The organism is Parendozoicomonas sp. 209JJ7-1, assembly GCF_058147085.1.
In genome coordinates this window covers 26,731-49,269 of record NZ_JBYVJU010000009.1, presented here as the reverse complement: position 1 = coordinate 49,269, position 22,539 = coordinate 26,731, and the positions used below count along the sequence as shown (strand labels likewise).

Annotated in this window: 19 protein-coding genes; 4 read left to right on the top strand and 15 right to left on the bottom strand. The window is 52.1% G+C overall.

The annotated features are described in order from the left end of the window. Positions 1-26: 26 nt before the first annotated feature. From ACY2RQ_RS10555 to hrpA, 15 genes are all read right to left on the bottom strand, one after another. Positions 27-2,012 carry a heme lyase CcmF/NrfE family subunit gene (locus ACY2RQ_RS10555; protein WP_490112932.1) on the bottom strand — a complete coding sequence of 662 codons (1,986 nt, stop codon included), beginning with the start codon at positions 2,010-2,012 and terminating at the stop codon, positions 27-29. Then, positions 2,009-2,509 carry a cytochrome c maturation protein CcmE gene (ccmE, locus tag ACY2RQ_RS10550; RefSeq protein WP_490112931.1) on the bottom strand — a complete coding sequence of 167 codons (501 nt, stop codon included), beginning with the start codon at positions 2,507-2,509 and terminating at the stop codon, positions 2,009-2,011. Before ccmE ends, ACY2RQ_RS10555 begins: the two co-directional genes overlap by 4 nt. Then, on the bottom strand, positions 2,506-2,745 hold the full coding sequence (gene ccmD / locus ACY2RQ_RS10545; RefSeq protein ID WP_490112930.1) for a heme exporter protein CcmD: 240 nt from the start codon (positions 2,743-2,745) through the stop codon (positions 2,506-2,508). Before ccmD ends, ccmE begins: the two co-directional genes overlap by 4 nt. Next, entirely contained in the window at positions 2,746-3,489 is a 744-nt protein-coding gene (locus ACY2RQ_RS10540) for a heme ABC transporter permease (protein ID WP_490112929.1), read from the bottom strand. 112 nt (positions 3,490-3,601) lie between these two features. Further along, positions 3,602-4,279 carry a heme exporter protein CcmB gene (gene ccmB / locus ACY2RQ_RS10535; protein ID WP_490112928.1) on the bottom strand — a complete coding sequence of 226 codons (678 nt, stop codon included), beginning with the start codon at positions 4,277-4,279 and terminating at the stop codon, positions 3,602-3,604. Continuing rightward, on the bottom strand, positions 4,276-4,911 hold the full coding sequence (gene ccmA, locus ACY2RQ_RS10530) for a cytochrome c biogenesis heme-transporting ATPase CcmA (protein WP_490112927.1): 636 nt from the start codon (positions 4,909-4,911) through the stop codon (positions 4,276-4,278). The genes ccmB and ccmA overlap by 4 nt, the downstream gene beginning before the upstream one ends. 134 nt (positions 4,912-5,045) lie before the next feature. After that, entirely contained in the window at positions 5,046-5,522 is a 477-nt protein-coding gene (locus ACY2RQ_RS10525; RefSeq protein ID WP_490112926.1) for a rhodanese-like domain-containing protein, read from the bottom strand. A 14-nt stretch (positions 5,523-5,536) separates the two neighbouring features. Further along, positions 5,537-6,274: an RNA polymerase sigma factor FliA gene (locus ACY2RQ_RS10520; RefSeq protein WP_490112925.1), complete on the bottom strand. Its 738-nt coding sequence runs from the start codon at positions 6,272-6,274 to the stop codon at positions 5,537-5,539. A gap of 2 nt (positions 6,275-6,276) precedes the next feature. Next, positions 6,277-7,095, bottom strand: a complete 819-nt coding sequence (locus tag ACY2RQ_RS10515) for a P-loop NTPase (protein WP_490112924.1) — start codon at positions 7,093-7,095, stop codon at positions 6,277-6,279. A 378-nt stretch (positions 7,096-7,473) separates the two neighbouring features. Then, positions 7,474-8,751, bottom strand: coding sequence for a hypothetical protein (locus ACY2RQ_RS10510; protein ID WP_490112923.1), 1,278 nt, complete (start codon positions 8,749-8,751; stop codon positions 7,474-7,476). 97 nt (positions 8,752-8,848) lie between these two features. Continuing rightward, positions 8,849-9,283, bottom strand: coding sequence for a flagellar biosynthetic protein FliO (gene fliO / locus ACY2RQ_RS10505; RefSeq protein WP_490112922.1), 435 nt, complete (start codon positions 9,281-9,283; stop codon positions 8,849-8,851). Then, positions 9,252-10,709 (bottom strand): sigma-54 dependent transcriptional regulator, encoded by a 1,458-nt coding sequence (locus ACY2RQ_RS10500; protein ID WP_490112921.1) that lies wholly within the window; start codon positions 10,707-10,709, stop codon positions 9,252-9,254. Before ACY2RQ_RS10500 ends, fliO begins: the two co-directional genes overlap by 32 nt. A gap of 303 nt (positions 10,710-11,012) precedes the next feature. Beyond that, on the bottom strand, positions 11,013-11,549 hold the full coding sequence (locus ACY2RQ_RS10495; protein WP_490112920.1) for a hypothetical protein: 537 nt from the start codon (positions 11,547-11,549) through the stop codon (positions 11,013-11,015). 23 nt (positions 11,550-11,572) lie between these two features. Continuing rightward, positions 11,573-12,745 carry a hypothetical protein gene (locus ACY2RQ_RS10490; RefSeq protein WP_490112919.1) on the bottom strand — a complete coding sequence of 391 codons (1,173 nt, stop codon included), beginning with the start codon at positions 12,743-12,745 and terminating at the stop codon, positions 11,573-11,575. Between the two features lie 203 nt (positions 12,746-12,948). Beyond that, positions 12,949-16,938: an ATP-dependent RNA helicase HrpA gene (hrpA, locus tag ACY2RQ_RS10485; RefSeq protein ID WP_490112918.1), complete on the bottom strand. Its 3,990-nt coding sequence runs from the start codon at positions 16,936-16,938 to the stop codon at positions 12,949-12,951. Between the two features lie 524 nt (positions 16,939-17,462). On the opposite strand from hrpA, the gene ACY2RQ_RS10480 reads away from it, so the two are divergent. The 4 genes from ACY2RQ_RS10480 (at position 17,463) to mutS (ending at position 22,366) form a co-directional block, all read left to right on the top strand. Then, the gene (locus ACY2RQ_RS10480; RefSeq protein ID WP_490112917.1) at positions 17,463-18,398 is read left to right on the top strand and encodes an alpha/beta fold hydrolase; all 936 of its coding nucleotides are present in this window, start codon (positions 17,463-17,465) and stop codon (positions 18,396-18,398) included. A gap of 111 nt (positions 18,399-18,509) precedes the next feature. Further along, complete coding sequence (locus ACY2RQ_RS10475; RefSeq protein WP_490112916.1) at positions 18,510-18,992, top strand: MaoC family dehydratase; 483 nt, start codon at positions 18,510-18,512, stop codon at positions 18,990-18,992. A gap of 141 nt (positions 18,993-19,133) precedes the next feature. After that, positions 19,134-19,583 (top strand): host attachment protein, encoded by a 450-nt coding sequence (locus ACY2RQ_RS10470; protein ID WP_490112915.1) that lies wholly within the window; start codon positions 19,134-19,136, stop codon positions 19,581-19,583. Positions 19,584-19,762: 179 nt separating this feature from the next. Then, positions 19,763-22,366, top strand: coding sequence for a DNA mismatch repair protein MutS (gene mutS / locus ACY2RQ_RS10465; RefSeq protein WP_490112914.1), 2,604 nt, complete (start codon positions 19,763-19,765; stop codon positions 22,364-22,366). Positions 22,367-22,539: the final 173 nt, after the last annotated feature.

Sequence of the window (22,539 nt, the reverse complement as noted above, 5' to 3'; positions counted from 1 at the left end):
CCGATATTCTTTGTTCTGTGTCAGCCTCAACCCGTAACGGGCTGAGGCTGCGCCTGGGTCTTTGAACGGGATTTGGCTTTTACCGGCATACGGTAGCGACGGTCAGCCACCGCCAGACATCCCCCAAGGGCCATGAAAATAGAGCCCAGCCAGATCCAGCGGACAAAGGCTTTGACCTGCAGGCGAACTGCCCATGCACCCTCACCCAGATCTTCACCCAGAGCGACATAAAGATCCCGGAACAGACCCGGATCAATGGCCGCATCGGTCATAACCTGGCCATTAACGTTATAGCGACGTTTCTCCGGGTGGAGGACGGCAACTTCCTCACCATCCATAAATGCTCTTACCGTGCCATAGTCGGAAATATAGTTGGGGCCACGTCGTTTACCGACACCATCAAAGACAAAGGTATATTCCCCCAGCTCCAGCTTATCCCCCGGCACCATACGCATATCTTTCTCTACGCCGTACAGAGAGACCATTAACACGCCGACGATAGCAACTGCCAGCCCCAGGTGGGCAATATGCATACCCCAGACACCACGGGGAATGGATTTCAGACCTTCAGCAAAGGAGGACTTATTCCGGCAACGGTGCACAATGGCCTTCAGGGAGGCAAATACCACCCAGAACACCAGGGACATGACGATAAACACCCGTACCTGGAAACTGTCGTTATAAATAAACGACATTACCAGACCACCCACCACAGAGATCAGGGCCACCCAGCGCAACTGTTGCATCAGGTAGCTGCCCACACCGGTTTTCCAGCGAGCAGTAACACCAATACCCAGAGCTAACGCCAACGCCAGAGTCAGGGGCACAAAAAAGGTATTAAAGAAAGGAGGGCCTACGGAAATTTTCCCCATACCCAGGGCATCAATCAGCAGCGGATACAGGGTTCCCATCAGCACCATCACACAGGCACTGACCAGCAGCAGATTATTAATCAGCAGGAAGGTTTCCAGGGAGAACACCCCGAAACCACTCTGACTTTTAATGACCGGTGCCCGGACAGCAAACAGTGTCAGGGAGCTGCCTACAACTACCAGTAGGAAGGCCAGAATAAATGCACCACGGGCCGGGTCTGATGCAAAGGCATGAACCGATGTCAGCACCCCGGAACGTACCAGGAAGGTTCCCAGCAGACTCAGGGAGAAAGCGCTGATGGCCAGCAGCACTGTCCAGTTCTTAAACAGTCCCCGTTTTTCCGATACGGCCAGTGAGTGAATCAGTGCCGTTCCCACCAGCCAAGGCATAAATGAGGCGTTTTCTACCGGGTCCCAGAACCACCAGCCACCCCAGCCCAGCTCGTAGTAAGCCCACCAGCTACCGAGGGAAATGCCCAGGGTCAGGAATACCCAGGCGACAGTGGTCCACGGACGGCTCCAGCGGGCCCATGCAGCATCCAGCCGACCATCCAGCAGCGCAGCAATGGCAAAGGCAAAGGCAACAGCGAAGCCTACGTAACCCATATAGAGCATGGGAGGATGAACAATCAGGCCGAAATCCTGCAACAGTGGATTCAGGTCTGCGCCATCTGCCGGAATATGAGGCAGAAGTCGTGCAAAGGGATTGGAAGTGAGCAGCATAAAAAGCTGGAAACCTGTGCTGATCAATCCCATAACCGACAAAACCCGGGCCAGTATAATCAGGGGCAGGTCCTTGGAGAATACCGCCACCGCCAGGGTCCAGCCACCAAGAATCAGGGCCCACAGCAACAACGAGCCTTCATGCCCCCCCCAGACGGCGCTGACCTTATATTGGGCAGGCAACTGACTGTTGGAGTTTCCGGCCACATAAGAGAGCGAGAAATCATCGGTTACAAATGCGTGCACCAGCACCAGGAAGGCCAGCATCATAAAGACAAACTGCCCGGCGGCCAGAGGCCGGGAAAGTGCCTGCCAGCTGCGCTGGCCGGTATAACTGCCGATCATCGGCACCAAGCCCAGCAAAACAGCCAGGCACAGGGACAATATCAGGGCCAATTGCCCCAGCTCAGGAATCATGACGATACACCTTCTTGCTTCCGGGTATCGTCCTTGATGCCTTTATAACTCTTCTTTTCACCACCAGCAGAGCCGTGGGCCTGATCTATGGCACTCTGTACTTCGGGAGGCATATAGGTTTCATCATGCTTGGCAAGAATTTCGCTGGCATGAAATTCACCATTGTCGTCCAGCTTACCCATGCCGACCACGCCCTGCCCTTCTTTAAACAAATCGGGAAGAATACCGTCATAATGCACTGTCACTATTCCATCGCCGTCGGTAATTTTAAACATCACCTTCAGGCTGTTCGGATCACGTTTAATACTGCCCGGAACCACCAGACCGCCACCGCGAATCTGGGTACTCACAGGTGCTTCACCCTTTTGCATCTGGGCCGGGGAGAAATAGAGGTTTACATTTTCCTGCAGTGCCATGAGGGCAAGGCCAACGGCGATGGCCACACCACAGGAAAGGAAAACAAGAAGCATCAGGCGTTGTTTACGAACCGCTTTCATGAAAGGAGCTCCCTGCTTAGCTGTTTTTTAAGCATTGTTTGAGTTTGGGATGAAGATTTTCGGGCCTGCTGTTCACGACGCGTATTCCGGCGAATATCAGCAGCCACTTTTCTGTTCTGCAGAATGGGTGAGAAAAGATTCCACCCCAGCACCAGCAGCCCGATAAAATAGGCCGCCCAGACATAGGGGCCATGCCCCCCCATTGTTATTAGACTGTTCAGATCTTCAAAATACATTCAGGAACCCGCCCCCAGTAAAGCACGCACCCAGGATGTCCGCTGTTCACGCTGGAGAATCTCTCCCCGAACCCGAAGCAAAAATACAAACAGACAGAAAAGATAAATACCAGCAATAGAAATCAGCAGTGGTACCAGCATCTCCACAGCCATGGTGGACTCTTCCGTCACCCGGATAGTGGAACCTTGGTGCAACGTATTCCACCACTCAACGGAATATTTGATGATAGGAATATTAACTAACCCGACCATAGACAGAATCGCGCAGGCCCGTGAAGCATTGTCCCTGCTGTCTATCGCTTCACGCAAAGCGATCAGGCCCAGATAGAGAAACAGCAGAATCAACATGGACGTTAACCGGGCATCCCACACCCACCAGGCTCCCCAGGTGGGTTTTCCCCAGATTGCGCCGGTAAGCAGCGCCAGGGCACAGAAAGACGCGCCAATAGGTGCCAGACAGCTGGCTGCCATATCCGCCAGTTTGATCTTCCATATAAAACCAATGCCGGCAATAATCGCCATACTCACATACACAGTGAGCGCCAGAGACGCCGCAGGCACATGGAGGAAAATAATGCGGTAGCTGTTACCCTGGAGGTAATCCGGTGGGGTAAACAGCAACCCCCAGCCCAGCCCAACAACCACACCTGTAAACGCAAGTAAACCTACCCAGGGCAGACACTTGCCGCTGAAGCTGTAAAACCACTTCGGCGACGACATTCGATGAAACCAAGTCCAATTCATAGCAAGACAGCACACACCTTTCAGGTATCATCCTCATTCTAAGGATTTCACTTCCCGAGTCCACCAAAGACAGGGTCAGAGAAAATCCATCTTTTATTTTTATTGACGTAAATCAACCAGTCACACTGACCCGTAAAGATGCGGCAATAGCAAGCGGTGAAAATGTCACTCCAAGAGCCAGGATCACCCCCTGCCACATCAGAAAACCCTGCCAGGGCATACCACTCACCGCAGCGTCAATGCCACCTGTACCGAGGATCAGCACGGGAATATAGAAAGGAAGTGTCAACAGTGACAACAAAATCCCTCCCTTACGCAGACCAACAGTCAAGCCTGCGCCTATAGCGCCTATCAGACTGAGCAACGGCGTTCCCAAAAGCAGTGTTGCAATCACAGCCGGTATCGCCTCAGGCGGCAGTCCAAACATAACTGCCAGAACTGGGGAAAGAATAGTCAGGGGCAAACCGGTCACCAGCCAGTGGGCCACAACCTTGGCAACAGCCGTCAGCCACAGGGGCTGGGGAGCCAGCATCAGCTGCTCCAGTGAGCCATCTTCAAAATCGGAACGAAACAGGCTGTCCATGGCCAGCAGATTGGCCAGCAGAGCTGATACCCAGATCACGCCACTGCCCATAACGGTCAACAGAGACGGATCCGGCCCCACCCCCAACGGAAACAGCGTGGCCACCAGTACGAAAAACACCAGGGGGTTAATCAGATCTCCGCGATTACGAAACGCCAGCCGCAAATCACGCTTAAGCACGGTACCGATACCCTGCCAGAGATTCACAACGCACCCTCCAGGGCCAGTTGCCGGAACCGTGGATAGTTCATGGTCATATCATGGTGGGTAGTCATCATCACCATACCGCCCCTTTGGGCATGGGCAATCAGGGTCTGCTCCAGTTCTTCTGTACCCTGTTTATCTATGGCAGTAAAAGGTTCATCAAGAATCCAGAGCCTTTGCTTACCGATAAACAACCGCGCCAGGGCGACACGCCGGTTCTGGCCTGCGGACAGTTGATAACAGGGAACATCTTCATAACCGGACAGATTCACTTCCGCCAAAGCCTGCCAGAGTTCATCCTGAAAAACTGTTTGGTGCAGCCCCATGGACCAACGCAGATTCTCTTCCGGGGTCAGGGCAGATTTCACTCCGGGATGGTGCCCCATGTAAAGGAGGTTGCTCTGGAAGCCGGGGCGATCATCAGGAATGTCGTGTTCTCCCCAGTAAATATCCCCGGAGTAATCCAGGGACAATCCGGCGACAATACGCAGCAGAGTAGTTTTGCCAGCACCATTTGGCCCGGACAGCTGCAGGATATCACCACTGGCAAGTGTGAATGCAAGGGACTCAAACAGACAGCGTCCGTCCCGCTCACAGGTCAGATTGGATACTTTCAGAAAAGGGAGTTCAGCCAAACCAACATTCCAGACCGATCAGAAACCCGGATACTATATTATGGTTTGGTTATATCAGTAAGTAATTAACGCGAAAAAGCTTATTATTTCGTGATAGGTCTGACACAGAAGCGTCTTTACAAACCCGCACAAGTCTACCTTTTATCAAAAATTGCAGTATTCAGCCCAGTCTCTTCGTCCCTCATACCTTTCATATCAAGGGGCATATCAGCCGCCAGCCAGGAAAAGTAGCCTTCCCGATAGAAGTACACCTTCGTATACCCCCAGTTTACTGCCATATGGGAGGCAATTGCTCCGCTCATTGTATGGGGGCCATTGCTGTAAATCACCAGGGGATGATTACGCTCCAGAAAACCTTTATGCCTGAGAAGATTAAAGGTACTGCGCAGATCAAAATGTCTCGCACCCTTTATATGACCCATTCGCCACATTCCCCGCACACGCACATCCAGAAACACAGCTCCGTCGTCGTACAACTTCCGAGCCCGGGCTGTCTCCACTGTTTCCGCCCCCTTAATCACGAGGGGAGCTTCTCCGGACACAGCCAGCGGGCTACTCAATACCGTGAAGAGTGCACAGACGACCAGAAGCAGCCTGGAAATAACATACATAAGATGCTCCTTTATTACTTCCAGCTCTGCAAACGGCCCCGCAAACGCAACGCGGCCTGACTGTGGATCTGACTGACCCGGGATTCACTGACACCCAGCAGTTTGCCAATTTCTTTCAGGTTCAGTTCTTTTTCGTAGTACAGAGTTAATACCAACTGTTCCCTTTCCGGCAGGGATTTAATGGCCTCCAGAAGAGCAGTACGGAACTTCTCATCCTGCAAATCACCATCCGGAGTGCAACCATCACCCGACCGCTGCAGACGAGACTCTTCACTGTCGAACATATCCTCAAAGCTGAACAGACGGCAGCCCTTCAGGTCTTTCACCATATTAAAGTACTCATCCAGGGAAACCTGCAGTTCTGCGGCAACTTCCGCGTCCCGGGCATCCCGGCCAAGACGAGCTTCCACCACCTGAATGGCTTCGCTTACCCGGCGGGAATTGCGGTAAACAGAACGCGGCCCCCAGTCACCACGGCGAATTTCATCCAACATGGCACCACGAATACGAATACCGGCAAAGGTTTCAAAGCTGGCCCCCTTGGCGGCATCATATTTGCCAGCCGCCTCCAGCAGTCCCACCATGCCGGCCTGGACCAGGTCATCAACCTGAACGCTAGATGGCATTCTCGCGGACAGATGACGTGCAATACGTTTGACCAGAGACGCATGTTTGTTAACGATCTCAACCTGGAACAGATGTTTACGATGACGGTCATCACTGTCACTGGTGTTATGGACAAGAGCTTCCATGCTTACATGCCTCCGGCGTTAACGGTTTGCTCCAGAAAGAACTGCATACCTCCGAGGACTGGAGTGCTGATTTTGCGACGATCAAGGGTTTCCGCCAGCAGCTGCAATGAGCGTGCGGCGCGGGAATCGGGACGACTCTGGAAAATGGTTTGAAAACTGGCGCTGGATTTTCCGACATCCTGATCAAACGGTACCTGCCCGCAATGGCGGAGTACCAAATCAAGATCAAAACCCAACCTCTGCTGCAGGGTCTCCACCAGCGCATGACCTTCACGCTGGCGGCGGGTCATATTGGTCAGAATGCCAAACTGCTGGATGCCGCAATGGCGACGCAGAGCCCTGATATAATCAGCGGCGTCCGCCTGAGCCAGAGGATCAGGAGTCACCACAACCAGCACTTCTCCAGCGGCCTGCATCAACTGCAGGTCTGTTGGCGAAAGTCCGCCAGCTGTATCCACCAGCAGGTAGTCCATCTCTCCGACCAGCTGATCAACGGCATTGATCAAACCAGATATACGACCAACGCCCAATTCCGCCATATCGGGGTTTCCCCGGCTGCCGGGAATCACCTGGACTCCATTCGGGCCTTCTATTAATGTCTCGGAAACATCACACTCACCGGCCAGTACTTCTGTAATGGTTTTGTTCGGTTGAATGCCGGTCATAAGTTCCATATTGGCCAGACCGAAATCAGCGTCCAGGATCATGGCCCGGCGCCCGATGTTCGACAGGGCTTCAGCGAGATTCAGGCTAAGGAAACTTTTTCCAACCCCACCTTTACCACTGGCAAGGGCAATAACTCTTACAGGATTTACGTCCATAGTCCTTTACGGTCCGTTCAGTTGCTGTTGAAATGCATACCATCCATGGTGTGCCCCAATACTACTGCAACTAATGCAGTGACCGTGCCAGAAACGCAAAGCAAATCCGCATTTTTTCTAACTCATTGTTTATAAAGATTTTTATGAAAACAAAACAGCACTCAAAGCCATCACCTTATGGTTATGGCTCCAGAATAAGCGTTTATATTTTGGCGTGTCAGAGAGGTGCCGCCAGAATCTTGCCGTAATAACTCCCCTCTATGAACAGAAAAAGCTTCCGCAATTTGCGGATAGAAGTCTTATCAGAAAAAAACGACAATTTTCCGCCAATCACAAATCCTATTTTATGGTTTTATAGATAAACAATTTGAAATGAAATTAACGCCTTTTACGTACTCCACTGCTATTGCTTTGAGTAAAACTCAGGGAAAACATTTCCCGCTCAGTTGTTAAATTTTTCCCATTCCTATCCAGGCTCACAACTGGGGACTGAGTTTTTCGGCTTACAGACTGAACAACCTTTGGCTTATTGGCAATAACACCCCAGGCATCATTATCAAACCAATCTTTTTGTGATGAACGGCAGCTGACCAGATTAATCAGCTGTCCGTTCACATAACCAAGCGCCGTTTCTGACAGCTCTTTTTTATAATCCCGGCGTCCACGCCATGCGGAATATACCCCACCTAACGCAGCTCCTCCAGCCAGCTGATACAATAGCGGTAAGGCACCACTCGAAGGCAGTACAGCGGATATAACCATACCCTCCAGCGAGCCCACAAGAGAACGCTCAATCACAGCATTTTTCTGGGGTCGCCGGACAAGTTTCAAATGATCTTTTTCATCAGAAACTTCTGTTGGAGGAAAAGAATTATGGAACTTTCCAATAGCATCCCATGCCCATCCAGCAATAATGCCTGCACGCTCACCTTTACCAGCCTTTAACTTTGGCGAAAAAATATTAATCATCTGGCATATCACACCATCCTCCCAACGGAAGAACACCGCCTGAATCACAGCAACAGGCACAACACCTTTCGTGTCAGCAGGATTCTTTACCTCTGAAGATGAACCTGGCACCACTTCACCTTCTGTTTCATCTTCAGATTTGGCTGACTTGTCATAAACGCTGAAAAACATTTGTACGTTTTTCTCATCAACAGTGTAATGGCCTTCATAGCTAGTGAAATAACTATCACTATGAAATATCAGTGTTTCAGGAAACTCATACAGAGCTTTTTTTAAAAAGTCCCCTTCCTCCCCATAAGCCCGTGATAAACCAGATGCTGCCGTCTCCCAGCTTTTTATAACCCCGGAGCCAAACAACATCTGCTCCAGTCCTTCATCATCACTGATATGCCCCTCAGTGCTAAAGGAATTCTGTAAGAATAATTTTTTCAGTGACCGCAGGAAGCCAGTTGTCCAGGCAGGATTATCAGCCGAAATAGAATTAACCACTTTGGATACATCCACATCAGGATGATCATAATCCTTTATCAGATATGATCCGCCCCATTGCTCTTCGGTATGCTTTAAATTAATACCCGTCCACAAAGAATCCAGATAAATGCTGATATTCTGCCCGGCAACTGGAAGAGCAAAGATTATAAGCATTAATCCAAATAGAGAATGTCTTAACCTGAGACATACAGCCATGCAATACTCACCTGACAGAGTGAAGACGGCTCTCAAGAATAGACAATAAATTAAGGTTTGCAGGGACAGGCTTTTTACGCAGAAAGTGACTGTAGCTTCAGGTAGGTGTTTTCAAAAGATCCCGAAAACATCGAGCAGCATTTCCTGTATCTTTATCTTCAATCAACCGGTCATAGTCACCGAGCAAAACAATCTTTCCCGGCGATACCCCTAACAACAACTGTCGTTCTCCCGCCTGAATAATAACAACCCGATCTCGACCACCAAGGGAGAGCACGCCTTTAATCTGCATACCTCCCTGACCGGGAGCCAGGCCAGGCTGGAAGCGCTTCAGCCACCAGACACATCCCAGCATCAGGCCGATCACCAGCAGAAATACGAACAACATCTGCAGCAAATCAACAAAACCCGGCTCGTCGGCCGGGTCCTGCTGGGTCAGCTGCTCTGCCAGTTCCGGCTCAGCCCCCAATACCAGAGGCGCGCCGAAAACCAGCAGCAGCTTAAGAACCGGAAGGATTATCCGCCTGTTCATAGCGGTTCAAACCATATTTGCGCATTTTCTCTACCAGTGTCGTACGACGTACCTGGAGCTTATCCGCGGCCCGGGCCACTACATTGCTGCAATCATCCAGGGCCTGGCGAATCAGCTTACGCTCAAGGTCGGAGAGAAACTCTTTCAGGTTCAGGCCATTCACCGGCAATACAGCTAGTTCATCCAAGCCACCCATGCCACCGGGCTGAATCGTGGTGGGGAACATTTCAGCGACACCAGACTCCTTGGCCCCATCACCGGAGGCTTTGCGGAATCGGACAGGCAGCTCTTCAAGACCAATCACACCCATGGGGTACATAATCGCCAGACGCTCCACCAGGTTGGCCAGCTCACGGACATTACCCTGCCAGTCGTAACGACAAAGGGAAAGAATCGCTGCGGAGCTGAAACGGACAGAACCGCGCTGCTCCCGCTCCATCCGATTAATCAGGTCATTCAGAATCAGAGGCACATCTTCCGCCCGCTGGCGCAGGGCTGGCATTTCCACCGGGAACACATTCAGTCGGTAATAAAGGTCTTCCCGGAAGGTGCCTTCCGCCACCATCTTTTCCAGATCACGGTGGGTAGCGGCAATAATTCTGACATTGGCGTCAACAGAAGATGTCGCGCCAACCCGCTCAAACTTCTTCTCCTGCAGAACCCGCAGCAGCTTCACCTGCATATTCAGAGGCATATCGCCAATTTCATCAAGGAAAAGCGTACCCCCTTCTGCCAGTTCAAAACGTCCTTTGCGGGAGGCAATCGCGCCGGTAAATGCGCCCTTCTCATGACCGAAAAGTTCGCTTTCCAGCAGATCCGGAGGAATCGCGCCGCAGTTAATGGGAACAAAGGCCTCATCCTTGCGGGCAGAATTTTCGTGAAGATTACGGGCTACCACTTCTTTGCCGGTACCGGATTCACCGGTAATCAGCACATTTACATCCTTATCCATTACCTGGGCCATCAGCGCCCGCACATGGCGAATGGAACGACTGTTGCCCACCAGATTACGGAACAGCTGGGCATCATGGTGACCGGCAAGAATCTGCCCCTGCCGGCAATGGATGCGATATACCTGCACCAGATGCAAAGCATCGACAATCTGACTGTAGGTCAGGGGATGCTCCAGCTCTCCAACCACCTGCCTGCGCAGGCTGCCCTGCAGGCCAACACGACTGAAGGCACCATTAATAAGGATGGGCAGCGCCGGGCAATGCCGGTTCAGCTGCTTAAGAATATCCAAAGTACGGGGAGAACGTCCGACAATCACGGCCAGACAATCTTCCGGAGCCATGGTAATACGTGTCTCCCAACCACCAGCGCCGGAGAGCACGATATCGTGACCAAGAAATTCGAGAATTGTTCTGAGTTGCTGCCTCTGGTGCTGATCATCTTCAATCACCAGGATACGACTTGAATCACCCATATTGCCAACCGTCCATGTTTAGCAATGACTCTTTCGGGTCGAACAGCTGCACGAGAAGAGACCGGAGAAGAAAAACGTCTGAATCAGACGTATTAATTACCAGTTAAGGCATAAGCATTTGGTTCGTCAAACCCTGGCCGGGGTAACATTGTTCAAAGGCCAACAGGCTGATTTAAGACAAAAAAAACCGCCAGATCACTGGCGGTTTGAATAGAGCAGAAACTGTCGAAACAGCTTGGCGTCATTGCTGATCACCAATCCCAGGATAACCTCCGGCTATTACAGAATAATGACCCGGGCAATTTAATATTCACCCTCTTCAACAAAATCATCATCCTGGCCTTCTTCAATCAATACTTCATTCGGGTCTCCACCTGGGTAAATCAACTCCTCTTCATTTTGTTCAAACTCCTGCCCCCTTTCGTCAGAAGATTGATAGCTTGAATCACCTTCGGGCCGTTTCTGGTTTTGATGCTGGTGCTGGTGCTGGTGCTGATTGTCCCAGCGCTCCCTGTTGTTATTTCGGCGTGAATCCGATTCTTGGGGTTGAAGCCGCTCCCGCTCTTCTTCAGCTTCTTCACCCTCAGGAAAACCAGGATCATCCACCTCATCCGGATCATCATAGTAGCCTGTATTGTAATCAGGCTCTTCTTCAGCTTCTTCAGCCTCGCCTATTTCATCCCAGGTTTCATCCCGCTCCTCATCTGTGGAATCAAAGTTCTCAGCATCCTGCTCATCATCAAAAAACTCCCAGCCTTCTTCATCCGCCAGCGCCAGAAGATAAGGAACCGTAATACCAAGGGAGATAAGTACCGCCAAAGCCACCAGCCATTTTTTCATCACCAGATATCCTCCATGACCTTTTATTGCACCCGCGTAACACGAACTGTTAACTGCTTACCTCGCCCCTCAAGTACATCAACCTCATACAGCAGCCCTTTAGAGGACTTGATATAGGTAACTGCCAGCAGAAGTTTTTCGGCACTAACCAGAATATAATCCCGAGTACCGGTAAAATGTTCATGGTCAAGGGTGATTGAAGCATTGACGAGATTCACAGTACTGTTTGGTGCATCCAGAATCACACCGGGTTTTCCTGTGGTAACCAATATTACATGGGCCTCACTACCAACAAAAACATTACCCTTTTCTATATAGATGCCCGATGTACTGAATGATGAACCTGGCTCAACAAACAACGCATTCTCCGAAGCGCTGATGGAGCCATACAAACTCACAGTAGGAAAAGAAGCCTCCCCGGAGCTGTCTTCTTCCGGGGGGTTATCAATGTAAACATTCCTGACCCCCGAGATATTCCCCGTGAACCGAGCGGCTTTCCGGAAACTGATCCAGTTAGAGCGGAACCCTTCCCGACCAAGCAAACCATAACTGATTCCGTTCAGAAGACCATGGGTTACCGGAGATATAACCTTTATATCTCCGAAGATCTCTCCGGTTGAGATCAGTTCCAGTGGACCTGAAGACTGAATATCAATTGCGACGCTTCCACGAATCACCCCGGAATTCTCCCAGGAAAATGCCAGTGGATAGAGCGACCAGGTTCGATTCCTGACCATAATAGCCGTGCCATTATTAGCAGTGGCAGTAATAGTGCCATGGTTATTCAGCAGAAAAGGACCTGTTCCTTCCAGAACCCCCAAGGCTACATTCTGGAGGGAATCAGAAGAAGATGTGAGCACACCGTTTTTTTCATTAACAAAATTCCAGATAGATCCACCTTCAACGGCCAGGGCAGCACCTCCGCCTCCGGCAGACAGAATTCCGGAATTACGGTACTGGCAAGGTGTCACCGACAGGGGAACAGAGAACAGACATCCCCATGAGAACAGGCTGAAACCATCCTGGCTGAGTATAAGGGCTCCACGCTCATAGGACCCGGCGGTCAGGTTTTCGGTATTAATTGCATAGCCATGGGTTTCAGACTTTGAATTCGGGTGGGCAAGGGCCACCGTTGAGAAAATGACGCCCACCAGTACCATAAGCCAGAAACTCCCTTTTCCTGATCTTATGCCCATAGACTACTCCCCTTGCATATACACTCCATTTACTGAAAAACGGCCAACGCCTCGTTTTATTTAGGAATTCGCCCACCTTCAACTTTCTAGAGACTGATAAGAGGAAAGGAAAGTTCAATACTGGCCAAAGCTGATAGGAGCAGTAAAAGAAAGCCTGTCTCCCGGACACTCAAAAGACAGGACAATAACATTTAACAGAATGGTCAGGGAACAGCCACTTCTTCCCAGAGTTTACGCAGGCGTTTGGCAGATACCGGAGCCCGGGTTTTCAGGGTCTGGGCAAACAGGGAAACCCGATACTCTTCCAGCATCCAGCGATACTTCCAGAGAGCTGGATCAACGATCTTCTGTTTTTCCAGAGCCTCGCGACGGGCATTCCAGGCTTCATAGAGCTGTTGCAGCTCATCAGTATGCACCCGGTCCCGGTTAAAGTTGGCGCCAAGTTTCTCCAGCCGCAGCTGTACGGCATTCAGATACCGGGGCAGCTGTTCCAGCCACTCAAGGGGTGTCTGCCGCAGGAAACCTTTATAAAAAAGGTTTCCCAGCTGAGCCTGGATATCGGACATGGACAGAGCCACCTGGAAGGATATCTTCCCTTTCAAACGCTTCTGGATATCGTTGTTCAGGGTAAATATTTCCAGTAGCAGCTTATCCAGTTTCTCGGCAAACGCGACCAGATCCGATTTTTTACTGGCTACCAGGGTACGGAACTCTGCATCATTGGTGGGCCACTCTGCAGCCTCATCAATAAAGACCTGACGAATCACATAAAGCTCAATATCTTCCAGAAGCGCCGTTTTGGCCACCGTATTGACCGCCAGCACGGTGATACGGTTCAGGTTTTTCATCTGCTTGAGCATAAAACGAACCTGCTCCGGCAATGCCAGACGAATCAGCCGGGACAATCCCCAGACCATCTCCTGCCGGGCCAGTTCCGGGCTGTCGAACAGGCGCAGGGCCACAGAATCTTTTTCATCCACCAGGGACGGATAAGAGCGGAACAGTAAACCACCACGGGTCTGACTGACCTCTTTCGGCAGTTCACCAAATGTCCAGCTGGTCATACCGCTCTGCTCCATGCCTCTGTCAGTCATATCCCGCAGGCTGGCCTGGGCTTGATCCGCGAATTTCTCCCGCAGCCAGGTCAGGTCACGGCTGCGGCCAAGTACCTTGCCGTCATCGTTCAATACCCGAATATTCATGCGGAAATGGTTATCCAGAACTTCCGGTTTCCAGGCATCCACGGGAATACGGGTGCCCGTCATGCGGAACAGCTTCTCCCCCAGCAGTTCGGTCAGGGGTTCATCGCAGGCGTTCAGGCTATCGATAGCACCCCGGGCATAGTCCGGCACAGGCACAAAGTTCTTGCGCAGCTGCTTGGGCAAACCCCGAATAAGAGCAACAATTTTTTCCTCCAGCATACCGGGCACCAGCCACTCCAGCCGCTGTTTCGGCAGTTTCTGAAGCAGGGAGACCGGCACGGAAACCGTCACACCATCGTCGTCTTCACCGGGGGCGAAGTGGTAGGTCAGGGGCAGTTCCATACCATCATGGCGCAAACGGTCAGGGTACTGCACCGCCGTCACATGAGCCGCATCATGCTGCATCAAGTATTCACGGGTCAGGTACAAATACTTTGGATCGTCCTTTTCCGCTTTCTTGCGCCAGGCTTCAAAACCCGCGCCATTGACCACATCAGCGGGAATACGTTCGTTATAGAAGCTGAACAGGGTTTCCGGGTCTGCCAGAATATCCTGCCGTCGGGACTTGGCCTCCAGCTCTTCAACCTCAGCGATCAAAGCCTGATTATGGGAAAAAAACGCAGCCTTGCTGCCCGCTTTACCTGGATAGTGGCCAGCCACCAACCCTTCACGAATCAGCAGTTCCCGGGACTCCACCGGATCAATGGTGCCGTAATGTACCTTGCGCCGGGAATAAATCACCAGACCGTACAGTGTCGCCTGCCCATAGGCGACAGCCCTTGCCTGCTTCTTTTCCCAGTGGGGTTCAAACCAGTTACGTTTAATCAGGTGCCCCGCCAGAGGTTCAATCCACGACGGTTCCACTTTGGCCACACAGCGGGCATAGAGCTTGGTGGTCTCCACCAGTTCCGCCGCCATCACCCATTTGGGCTTGCGCTTAAATAAACCAGAACCGGGAAACACCCAGAACTTGCGGTTACGGGCACCCAGATAATCAGCTTCTTCGGTTTTATTACCGAGATGACTGAGCAAGCCTGTCAGCAGCGCCTTGTGGATATCAGTATACCCTGCAGGGTCGCTGTTATGGCGCAGCTTCAGGTCACGGCAGACCAGGGCCAGCTGCCGATGCATATCCTTCCACTCACGCATACGCATAAAGCTGAGGAAATGTTTTTTGCACAGCTTGCGCAGCTGGCCGGAAGAGAGCTCCTGGCGCTGCTCTTCATACCAGCGCCACAAATTCACGAAAGCGAGAAAATCAGAATCCTGATCGTAAAACTCCCGATGAGCCTGGTCAGAAGCCTGTTTCTTCTCCGCCGGGCGCTCACGGGGATCCTGAACACTCAGGGCGCTGGCGATAATCAGCAATTCATCCAGTGCATTGGTGTCGTGCCCCGCCAGAACCATGCGTCCGATACGGGGATCGATAGGCAGGCGGGATAATTGTCGCCCAATATTTGTCAGGCGATTATCCGCGCTGACCGCTCCCAATTCCTGAAGCAAATTGTAACCGTCGTTTATCGCCCGATTCTCGGGTCGGTCCACAAACGGGAAACGGGTTACATCCCCCAGGTTGAGCTTCAGCATCTGCAGGATAACAGCAGCCAGATTGGTGCGTAGAATCTCAGCATCGGTAAACTCCGGACGACTCAGGAAGTCTTCCTCGGAATACAGGCGAATACAGATGCCTTCCGCCACACGACCACAGCGGCCTTTACGCTGGTTGGCGGACGCCTGGGACACAGCTTCCACCGGCAGACGCTGCACCTTTCCGCGCACACTGTAACGACTGATGCGGGCGGTACCCGGATCAATCACATAATGAATGCCCGGAACAGTCAAAGATGTTTCCGCCACATTGGTGGCCAGAATCACCCTGCGTCCGGCATGGGACTGGAAAATCCGGTTCTGTTCGGCATTGGAGAGGCGGGCATAGAGGGGCAGAATCTCGGTATTCCGGAGCTTTCTGTCCCGAAGATACTTGGCCGTCTCTCGAATATCCCGCTCCCCGGGCAGAAAGACCAGCACATCCCCAAGACGGTGCCCGCAGCCCTGGCTTTCAAGGTCTTCGATCTCTTCCAGGGCTTGGTGAATACCCTGCATCTGACGTTCATCACCATCCCGGGCTTCCACATCCAGCTCTGCCAGGGGACGATACAAAACCTCCACGGGAAAGGTGCGCCCGGACACTTCTATCACCGGGGCCGGATTACCATTCTTGTCGGAAAAGTGTTTGGAGAAACGCTCTACGTCGATGGTTGCCGACGTAATAATCACTTTCAGGTCCGGCCGTTTGGGCAGAAGAATCTTCAGGTAACCCAGCAAGAAATCAATATTGAGGCTGCGCTCATGGGCCTCATCAATAATCAGGGTATCGTAGCCATTCAGGAAACGGTCATTCTGGATTTCCGCCAGCAGGATACCGTCGGTCATCAGCTTGACCCTTGTCTGGTCGCTGACCTGATCAGTAAAACGGACCTGATAACCCACCAGGCTGCCCAGCTCTGTTTCCAGCTCCTGGGCAATACGGCTGCCCACGGAACGGGCCGCCAGACGCCGGGGCTGGGTATGGCCAATCATGCCATGGACACCCTGCCCCAGCTCAAGACAGATTTTTGGTAGCTGAGTGGTTTTACCGGAACCGGTTTCACCGGCGACAACCACCACCTGATGCTCTTTAATCAGGCGTGCGATGTCGTCCTTTTTCTGGGCAATAGGAAGAGCATCGTCGTAATTCAGCCGAACATTCTGCCCACGCCGTAAACGCACCTGTTCACCGGAACGCTCAAGTCGTTGCCGAAATCGGTCTTTGTCCCTGCCGGAGAGTTTCTTCCAGTCTCGCCACTGGCGCTGGAGCCAGTGGCGGTCTTTGATCAGGCTGCCCTGAATAGCAGCCCTTATATCAGTAGCCGCGCCGTTAGAAAGCTTTCTATTGGAAGGCTTGGCAGCAGCGGGAGCTGCTGCGTTATTGCTTTTATCCTGGTCTGTCATTACTCAGCGTTGTTAGCTTGTGCGACATTCGCGTGGCTTGCGCGGTATCAGAGTTTTCAGCTGACTGGCTGGTCAGCTCTGCATCCCGCAAAGCCCTTCGCATAATCTTGCCAACATTGGTCACCGGGGGACTGTCCCGTAACCCAAATCAGTTTCGGTACCTTGTATCCGGTCACATATTGGCGGAAATAATTCTTTAGCGGCAATATGGCCGAAATACAGCCACGGGGCGAAAAGTCACTCACACTCTCCAGGATCACCGATCTTTGCCCCTGCTCCTCAGCTCAATATCAGCATCAGAAAAACGTGCAGACGGTTATAAATCAATCATGAAGAATATCAGTTTTTCCCCTGTATAATCCAGCCGGTATGATTCGTATGCCTATGCGATTTTTCAGGTAATTGTCGTTAATCTTTTGCAGAAAATAGATATTTTCTGCAAAAATTGTGACAAAATATCTCCAATATCCGCCGCTTTCGGCTGTTATCCAAAACCACACATCCAGCACCAGAAGGAACCGGTCATGGTTGCCAGTCAACAGTTCCTGAATGCCTGCGACGGTCATCGTATACATGTTTATCACTGGCCTGCCGCAACCCCGCGGTGCGTTATCCTTGTTCTCCACGGTATGGCGGAACATGGCGGTCGGTACGAAAAACTGGCACTGAGCCTGAACCAGGTCGGTCTGTCTGTTATGGCAATAGATCACCGTGGCCACGGCCCCCATAACCCCACTGAACATCTGGGTATATTTGCTCAGGAGCGGGGCTGGGAAAAAGTGCTGGATGATGTCAGCACAGCCTTTGACCATCTACGCATGGAATACCCTTCCCTTCCTGCATTCATACTAGGCCACAGTATGGGCAGCTTCATCACCCAGGCCTGGGTCATCCGACATAACCCCGGATACCTGAGCGGAGTGATCCTGTCCGGCTCCAATTACGCTCCGCGATCTCTACTTCATACCGGACGGATAATCACCCGGATTGAGAAACTACGCCAGGGAGATACGGGACGCAGCAAGATAGTTAATGCCCTTACCTTTGGCTCTTACAACAGCCGCCTGCAACCAGCCCGGACAAAGTTCGACTGGCTTTCCCGGGATGCCACCTCAGTTGACGCCTACCTCGCTGACCACCTTTGTGGCTTTCTCTGCACCAACAGCCTGTGGCTGGATCTTTTCCAGGGCCTGCTCTCCATTACCTCGGTTTCAGCCCTTAAAGAGATTGAATCCCGCCTGCCTTTTTATATCATCGGTGGCGACTGCGACCCTGTCGGCCGTTATGGCAAAGGATTGCAACAATTGAAAGATACATTACAGCGAGCAGGTATAGCAGATATCACCCTTGACATCTGGCCCGGCGGACGCCATGAAATGTTCCATGAAACCAATCACGATGAAGTGACTGCCCGCCTGGTGCAATGGCTGAACCAGAAAATCTCTGCTAATCCTAACTGAGAAATTTTGTACAGTTCTCAGCTCAGAATCAGCGCCCTGCATCAATATATTAATACTGGTATACCAGTTTAGGCTTTTCGATATAACTTTCGATACAAAGAGGAACATCGAGTGACAACCCTGGCTAATGTGCCTTACCAGAACCTTCAGATAGGCGACAATGCAACCTATCAACGCACCCTGACTGAAAGGGACCTGATTCTTTTCGCCACTGTTTCAGGCGACTGTAACCCAATTCATGTAAATAAGGAGTTCGCCGCCGACAGCCAGTTTGGTGAGCGCATTGCCCATGGCATGTGGACTGGCTCCCTGATTTCCGCCGCCCTGGCCATGATTCTGCCTGGTCCTGGCGGTCTCTACAGGGGCCAGGAGCTGAAGTTTATACACCCTGTCAAGCTAGGGGACACGGTCACCATCAAGCTGGAAGTGATTGAGAAAAACTCCCGCACCAAGATCACCACCCTGTCCACAAACGTGGTTAACCAACATGGCCGGGTGGTTGTGAAAGGCAAAGCCTTTGTAATTCCGGAAGAAGAACAGATTGTCATGAACAAGGCCAGCCTGCCTGAAGTTCATATAAACGACATAGACTGATTTTTTTTATTTCTGCAGCGGTTTACACCGCTACAGTTTCAATTCCTTCGTTCAAATACCCACCAGCATCCGTATAACCCCCTCTGCCAAAGGCCGGAAAATAAGCTAACTTTTATCGGGCGACTTTCGGAGGATGTATCTATGCGCCCCATCTGGGTTCTTGTGGCCGATAACAGCCAGGCCTGCATGTACCACTTCCAGCCTCACCAGCAGAATCTTCGTCTGCTCGACTATATCCAGCATGAAGAGGGTCGATGGCACAACGGTGATTTCGTCACCGACCGCACGGGACACACCACCAAAACCCACAGCCCTTCATCCATGGCAAACCGAGGTCTCGGTACCACTGATAAATCTCCCAAACAGCAGGAAAACACCCGGTTTACCCGCCAGGTGGCCGAAGCGATTAACAGCGCCCACCACCGAAACAGTTTTCAATCCCTGCAGGTCTGCGCCCCGCCCGGGTTTATGGGGGAACTGCTGCCCAAGCTGAACAAGTCCGTGCCCATCAGCCATAAGGTCACCAAAGATCTGGTCACCGCTGATAATCCCCAGATTCTGCGACATCTCAACCCTCTCACCCTCGGATAACCACCTCTCCACGGGCCGGTGCTTCCCGGCCCCACGATAACACCAGAAAAACAATACGGTTCATAGTCATGAATTATTCAGACTCATGTTAATATTGTCACCATCAGCAACCCCATAACTTTACTGACACAACAGTCAGTTTTTTTGTTATGCCAGAAATAGTTTTAGTGACCACCTGAATGGCCAAAGATAAGAAAGCATCCCACACCCCAATGATGCAGCAGTATCTGCGCATCAAGCAGGAACACCGCAACCAGCTGGTGTTTTACCGCATGGGTGATTTTTACGAACTGTTCTACGACGATGCCCGTAAAGCCGCCGAACTGCTGGACATTACCCTGACCACCCGGGGCCAGTCCGCCGGCGAGCCGATTCCCATGGCCGGCATTCCATACCACGCAGCCGAAGGTTATCTGGCCCGGCTGGTACGCCTGGGGCAATCCGTCGCCATCTGCGAACAGGTAGGCGATCCGGCTACCAGCAAAGGTCCTGTTGAGCGCAAAGTGATGCGGGTTCTGACCCCAGGGACCGTCACCGATGAAGCCCTGCTGGAAGAGCGCAGCGACAACTGGCTGATGGCGATTCACCGCCATGATCATCACGGCGAATCCACCTACGGCCTGGCCTGGCTGGATATTACCAGTGGTCGTTTTCGGGTCATGGAAGTGGCCAGCGAAGAGGCCACTCTCAGCGAAGTCCAGCGCCTGAATCCCAGAGAGCTGCTGCTTAGCGAGGACCGCACTTACACGGCCGCCATCAGCAAACGACAGGGTGTTAATAATCAGCCCCCCTGGTGTTTTGATACCGACAGCGCTCGAGACCTGCTGACCCGTCAGTTTGGCACCAAAGACCTGGCCGGATTTGGCTGTGAACACCTGACTGTTGCTATCGAAGCCGCTGGCTGTCTGCTGCAGTATGTTCGGGATACCCAACGTGCTGAACTGCCCCATCTCCGATCCCTGTCTGTAGAACGCCGGGAAGAAACCGTGGTGATGGACGCCGCCAGCCGGGCCAACCTGGAACTGGATATCAACCTGAGCGGTAGCAAGGACAACACCCTGCTTTCAGTGCTTGATACCACCTCCACAGCCATGGGCAGCCGCCTGATGGCTCGCTGGCTGAACCGCCCGCTCTGCAACCTCCAGAAACTGGATATGCGCCAGAGTGCCATTACCGGGTTGGTTGAACACTACACCTACGAAGCCCTGAGTCCAATTCTTAGGAGTATCGGCGATATTGAACGGATACTTGCCCGGGTCGCATTACGCTCCGCCCGGCCACGGGATCTGGCCCGGTTACGGGATGCCCTGGCCACGCTTCCGGAAGTGCAGACCCATCTGACATCCGTGGATACTCCCCTGCTCTCCAGCCTGTCTGAGCGTATCAGTATTTTCCCGGAAGAAGTTGATCTGCTTCAGCGAGCTGTTATCGAAAATCCGCCAGTGGTCATTCGCGATGGTGGTGTTATCGCTACCGGTTACGACACCGAACTGGATGAACTGCGGGCACTCAGTGAAAATGCTGGCGGCTACCTGCTTGAATTGGAACAGCGGGAAAAGCAGCGCACCGGTTTAAACACCCTGAAAGTTGGTTTTAACCGGGTTCATGGTTACTACATAGAACTAAGCCGTCGTGAATCCGATGAGGCACCCGTCGATTACATCCGTCGCCAGACCCTGAAAAACACCGAACGCTTTATCACTCCGGAGCTTAAGGAATTTGAGGATAAAGCCCTGTCCAGCAAGAGCCGGGCACTGTCCAGGGAAAAAGCTCTTTACGAAGGGCTGCTGGAGAAACTCAATGAACATCTTGGCCTGCTGCAGGATTCCGCGTCTGCGACCGCCGAGTTGGATGTACTGACCAGCCTTGCAGAACGCAGCCAGAGCCTGAATCTCTGTCGTCCGGAGCTGTCCGAAAACCCGGGAATTCATATCGACGAAGGCCGCCATCCGGTGGTTGAACAGGTTCTTGATGAACCTTTTGTCGCCAATAGCCTGGAGATGAACAGCAACAGCCGCCGTATGCTGGTAATTACCGGCCCGAATATGGGTGGTAAATCAACCTATATGCGTCAGGCCGCTCTTATTGTTCTTCTTGCTCATATTGGCAGTTATGTTCCTGCCGCCAGCGCCAAAATTGGCCTGGTAGACAGAATCTTTACCCGCATAGGTTCATCCGATGATCTGGCTGGTGGCCGCTCAACCTTTATGGTGGAAATGACAGAAACCGCCAGCATCCTGAACAACGCCACCCAGCGCAGCCTTGTTCTGATGGATGAAGTGGGCCGGGGCACCAGCACCTTCGATGGTCTCTCCCTGGCCTGGGCCAGCGCACGACACCTGGCGGACAAAGTAAAAGCCTTTACCCTGTTCGCCACCCACTATTTTGAGCTGACCCAGCTACCGGAAGAAACCAAAGGGGTTGCCAACGTACACCTGAATGCCACCGGGCATGGAGACAGCATAGTCTTTCTCCATGCGGTACAGGAAGGCCCGGCCAGCCAGAGTTATGGCCTGCAGGTGGCCCAGCTTGCTGGCGTACCAAGGGATGTTATTCTGCTGGCCAGAGAACGACTGGCACAACTGGAAGCGGGGGAGAGTGCCGAGCCTGCTGTAAAATCTGAAGCTACCCGGCGCCGAGTTGATATGATCAGCCCCCAGGCGGATATGTTCTCCGTTCAGCCCCATCCTGCTATTGAAAAACTGGATGAACTGTCCGTTGATGATCTTACGCCAAGGGAAGCACTGAACCTGCTGTACGAACTGAAAGAGAGCATTAAATAACTCTCTGCAGCTCTCTACAGCTCTCTGTGACTGTCTGGTCTGTTGGAACCCTTTCTACTTTCAGCAGAGCAGACTCACTCCCACACGTAATAACCGCACTGCAGGCTGTCACATATAACAGCAAACTGGTAAGATAGCGCCGCTTTAAGACAGCCGGCAAGGTAAAAAATTGC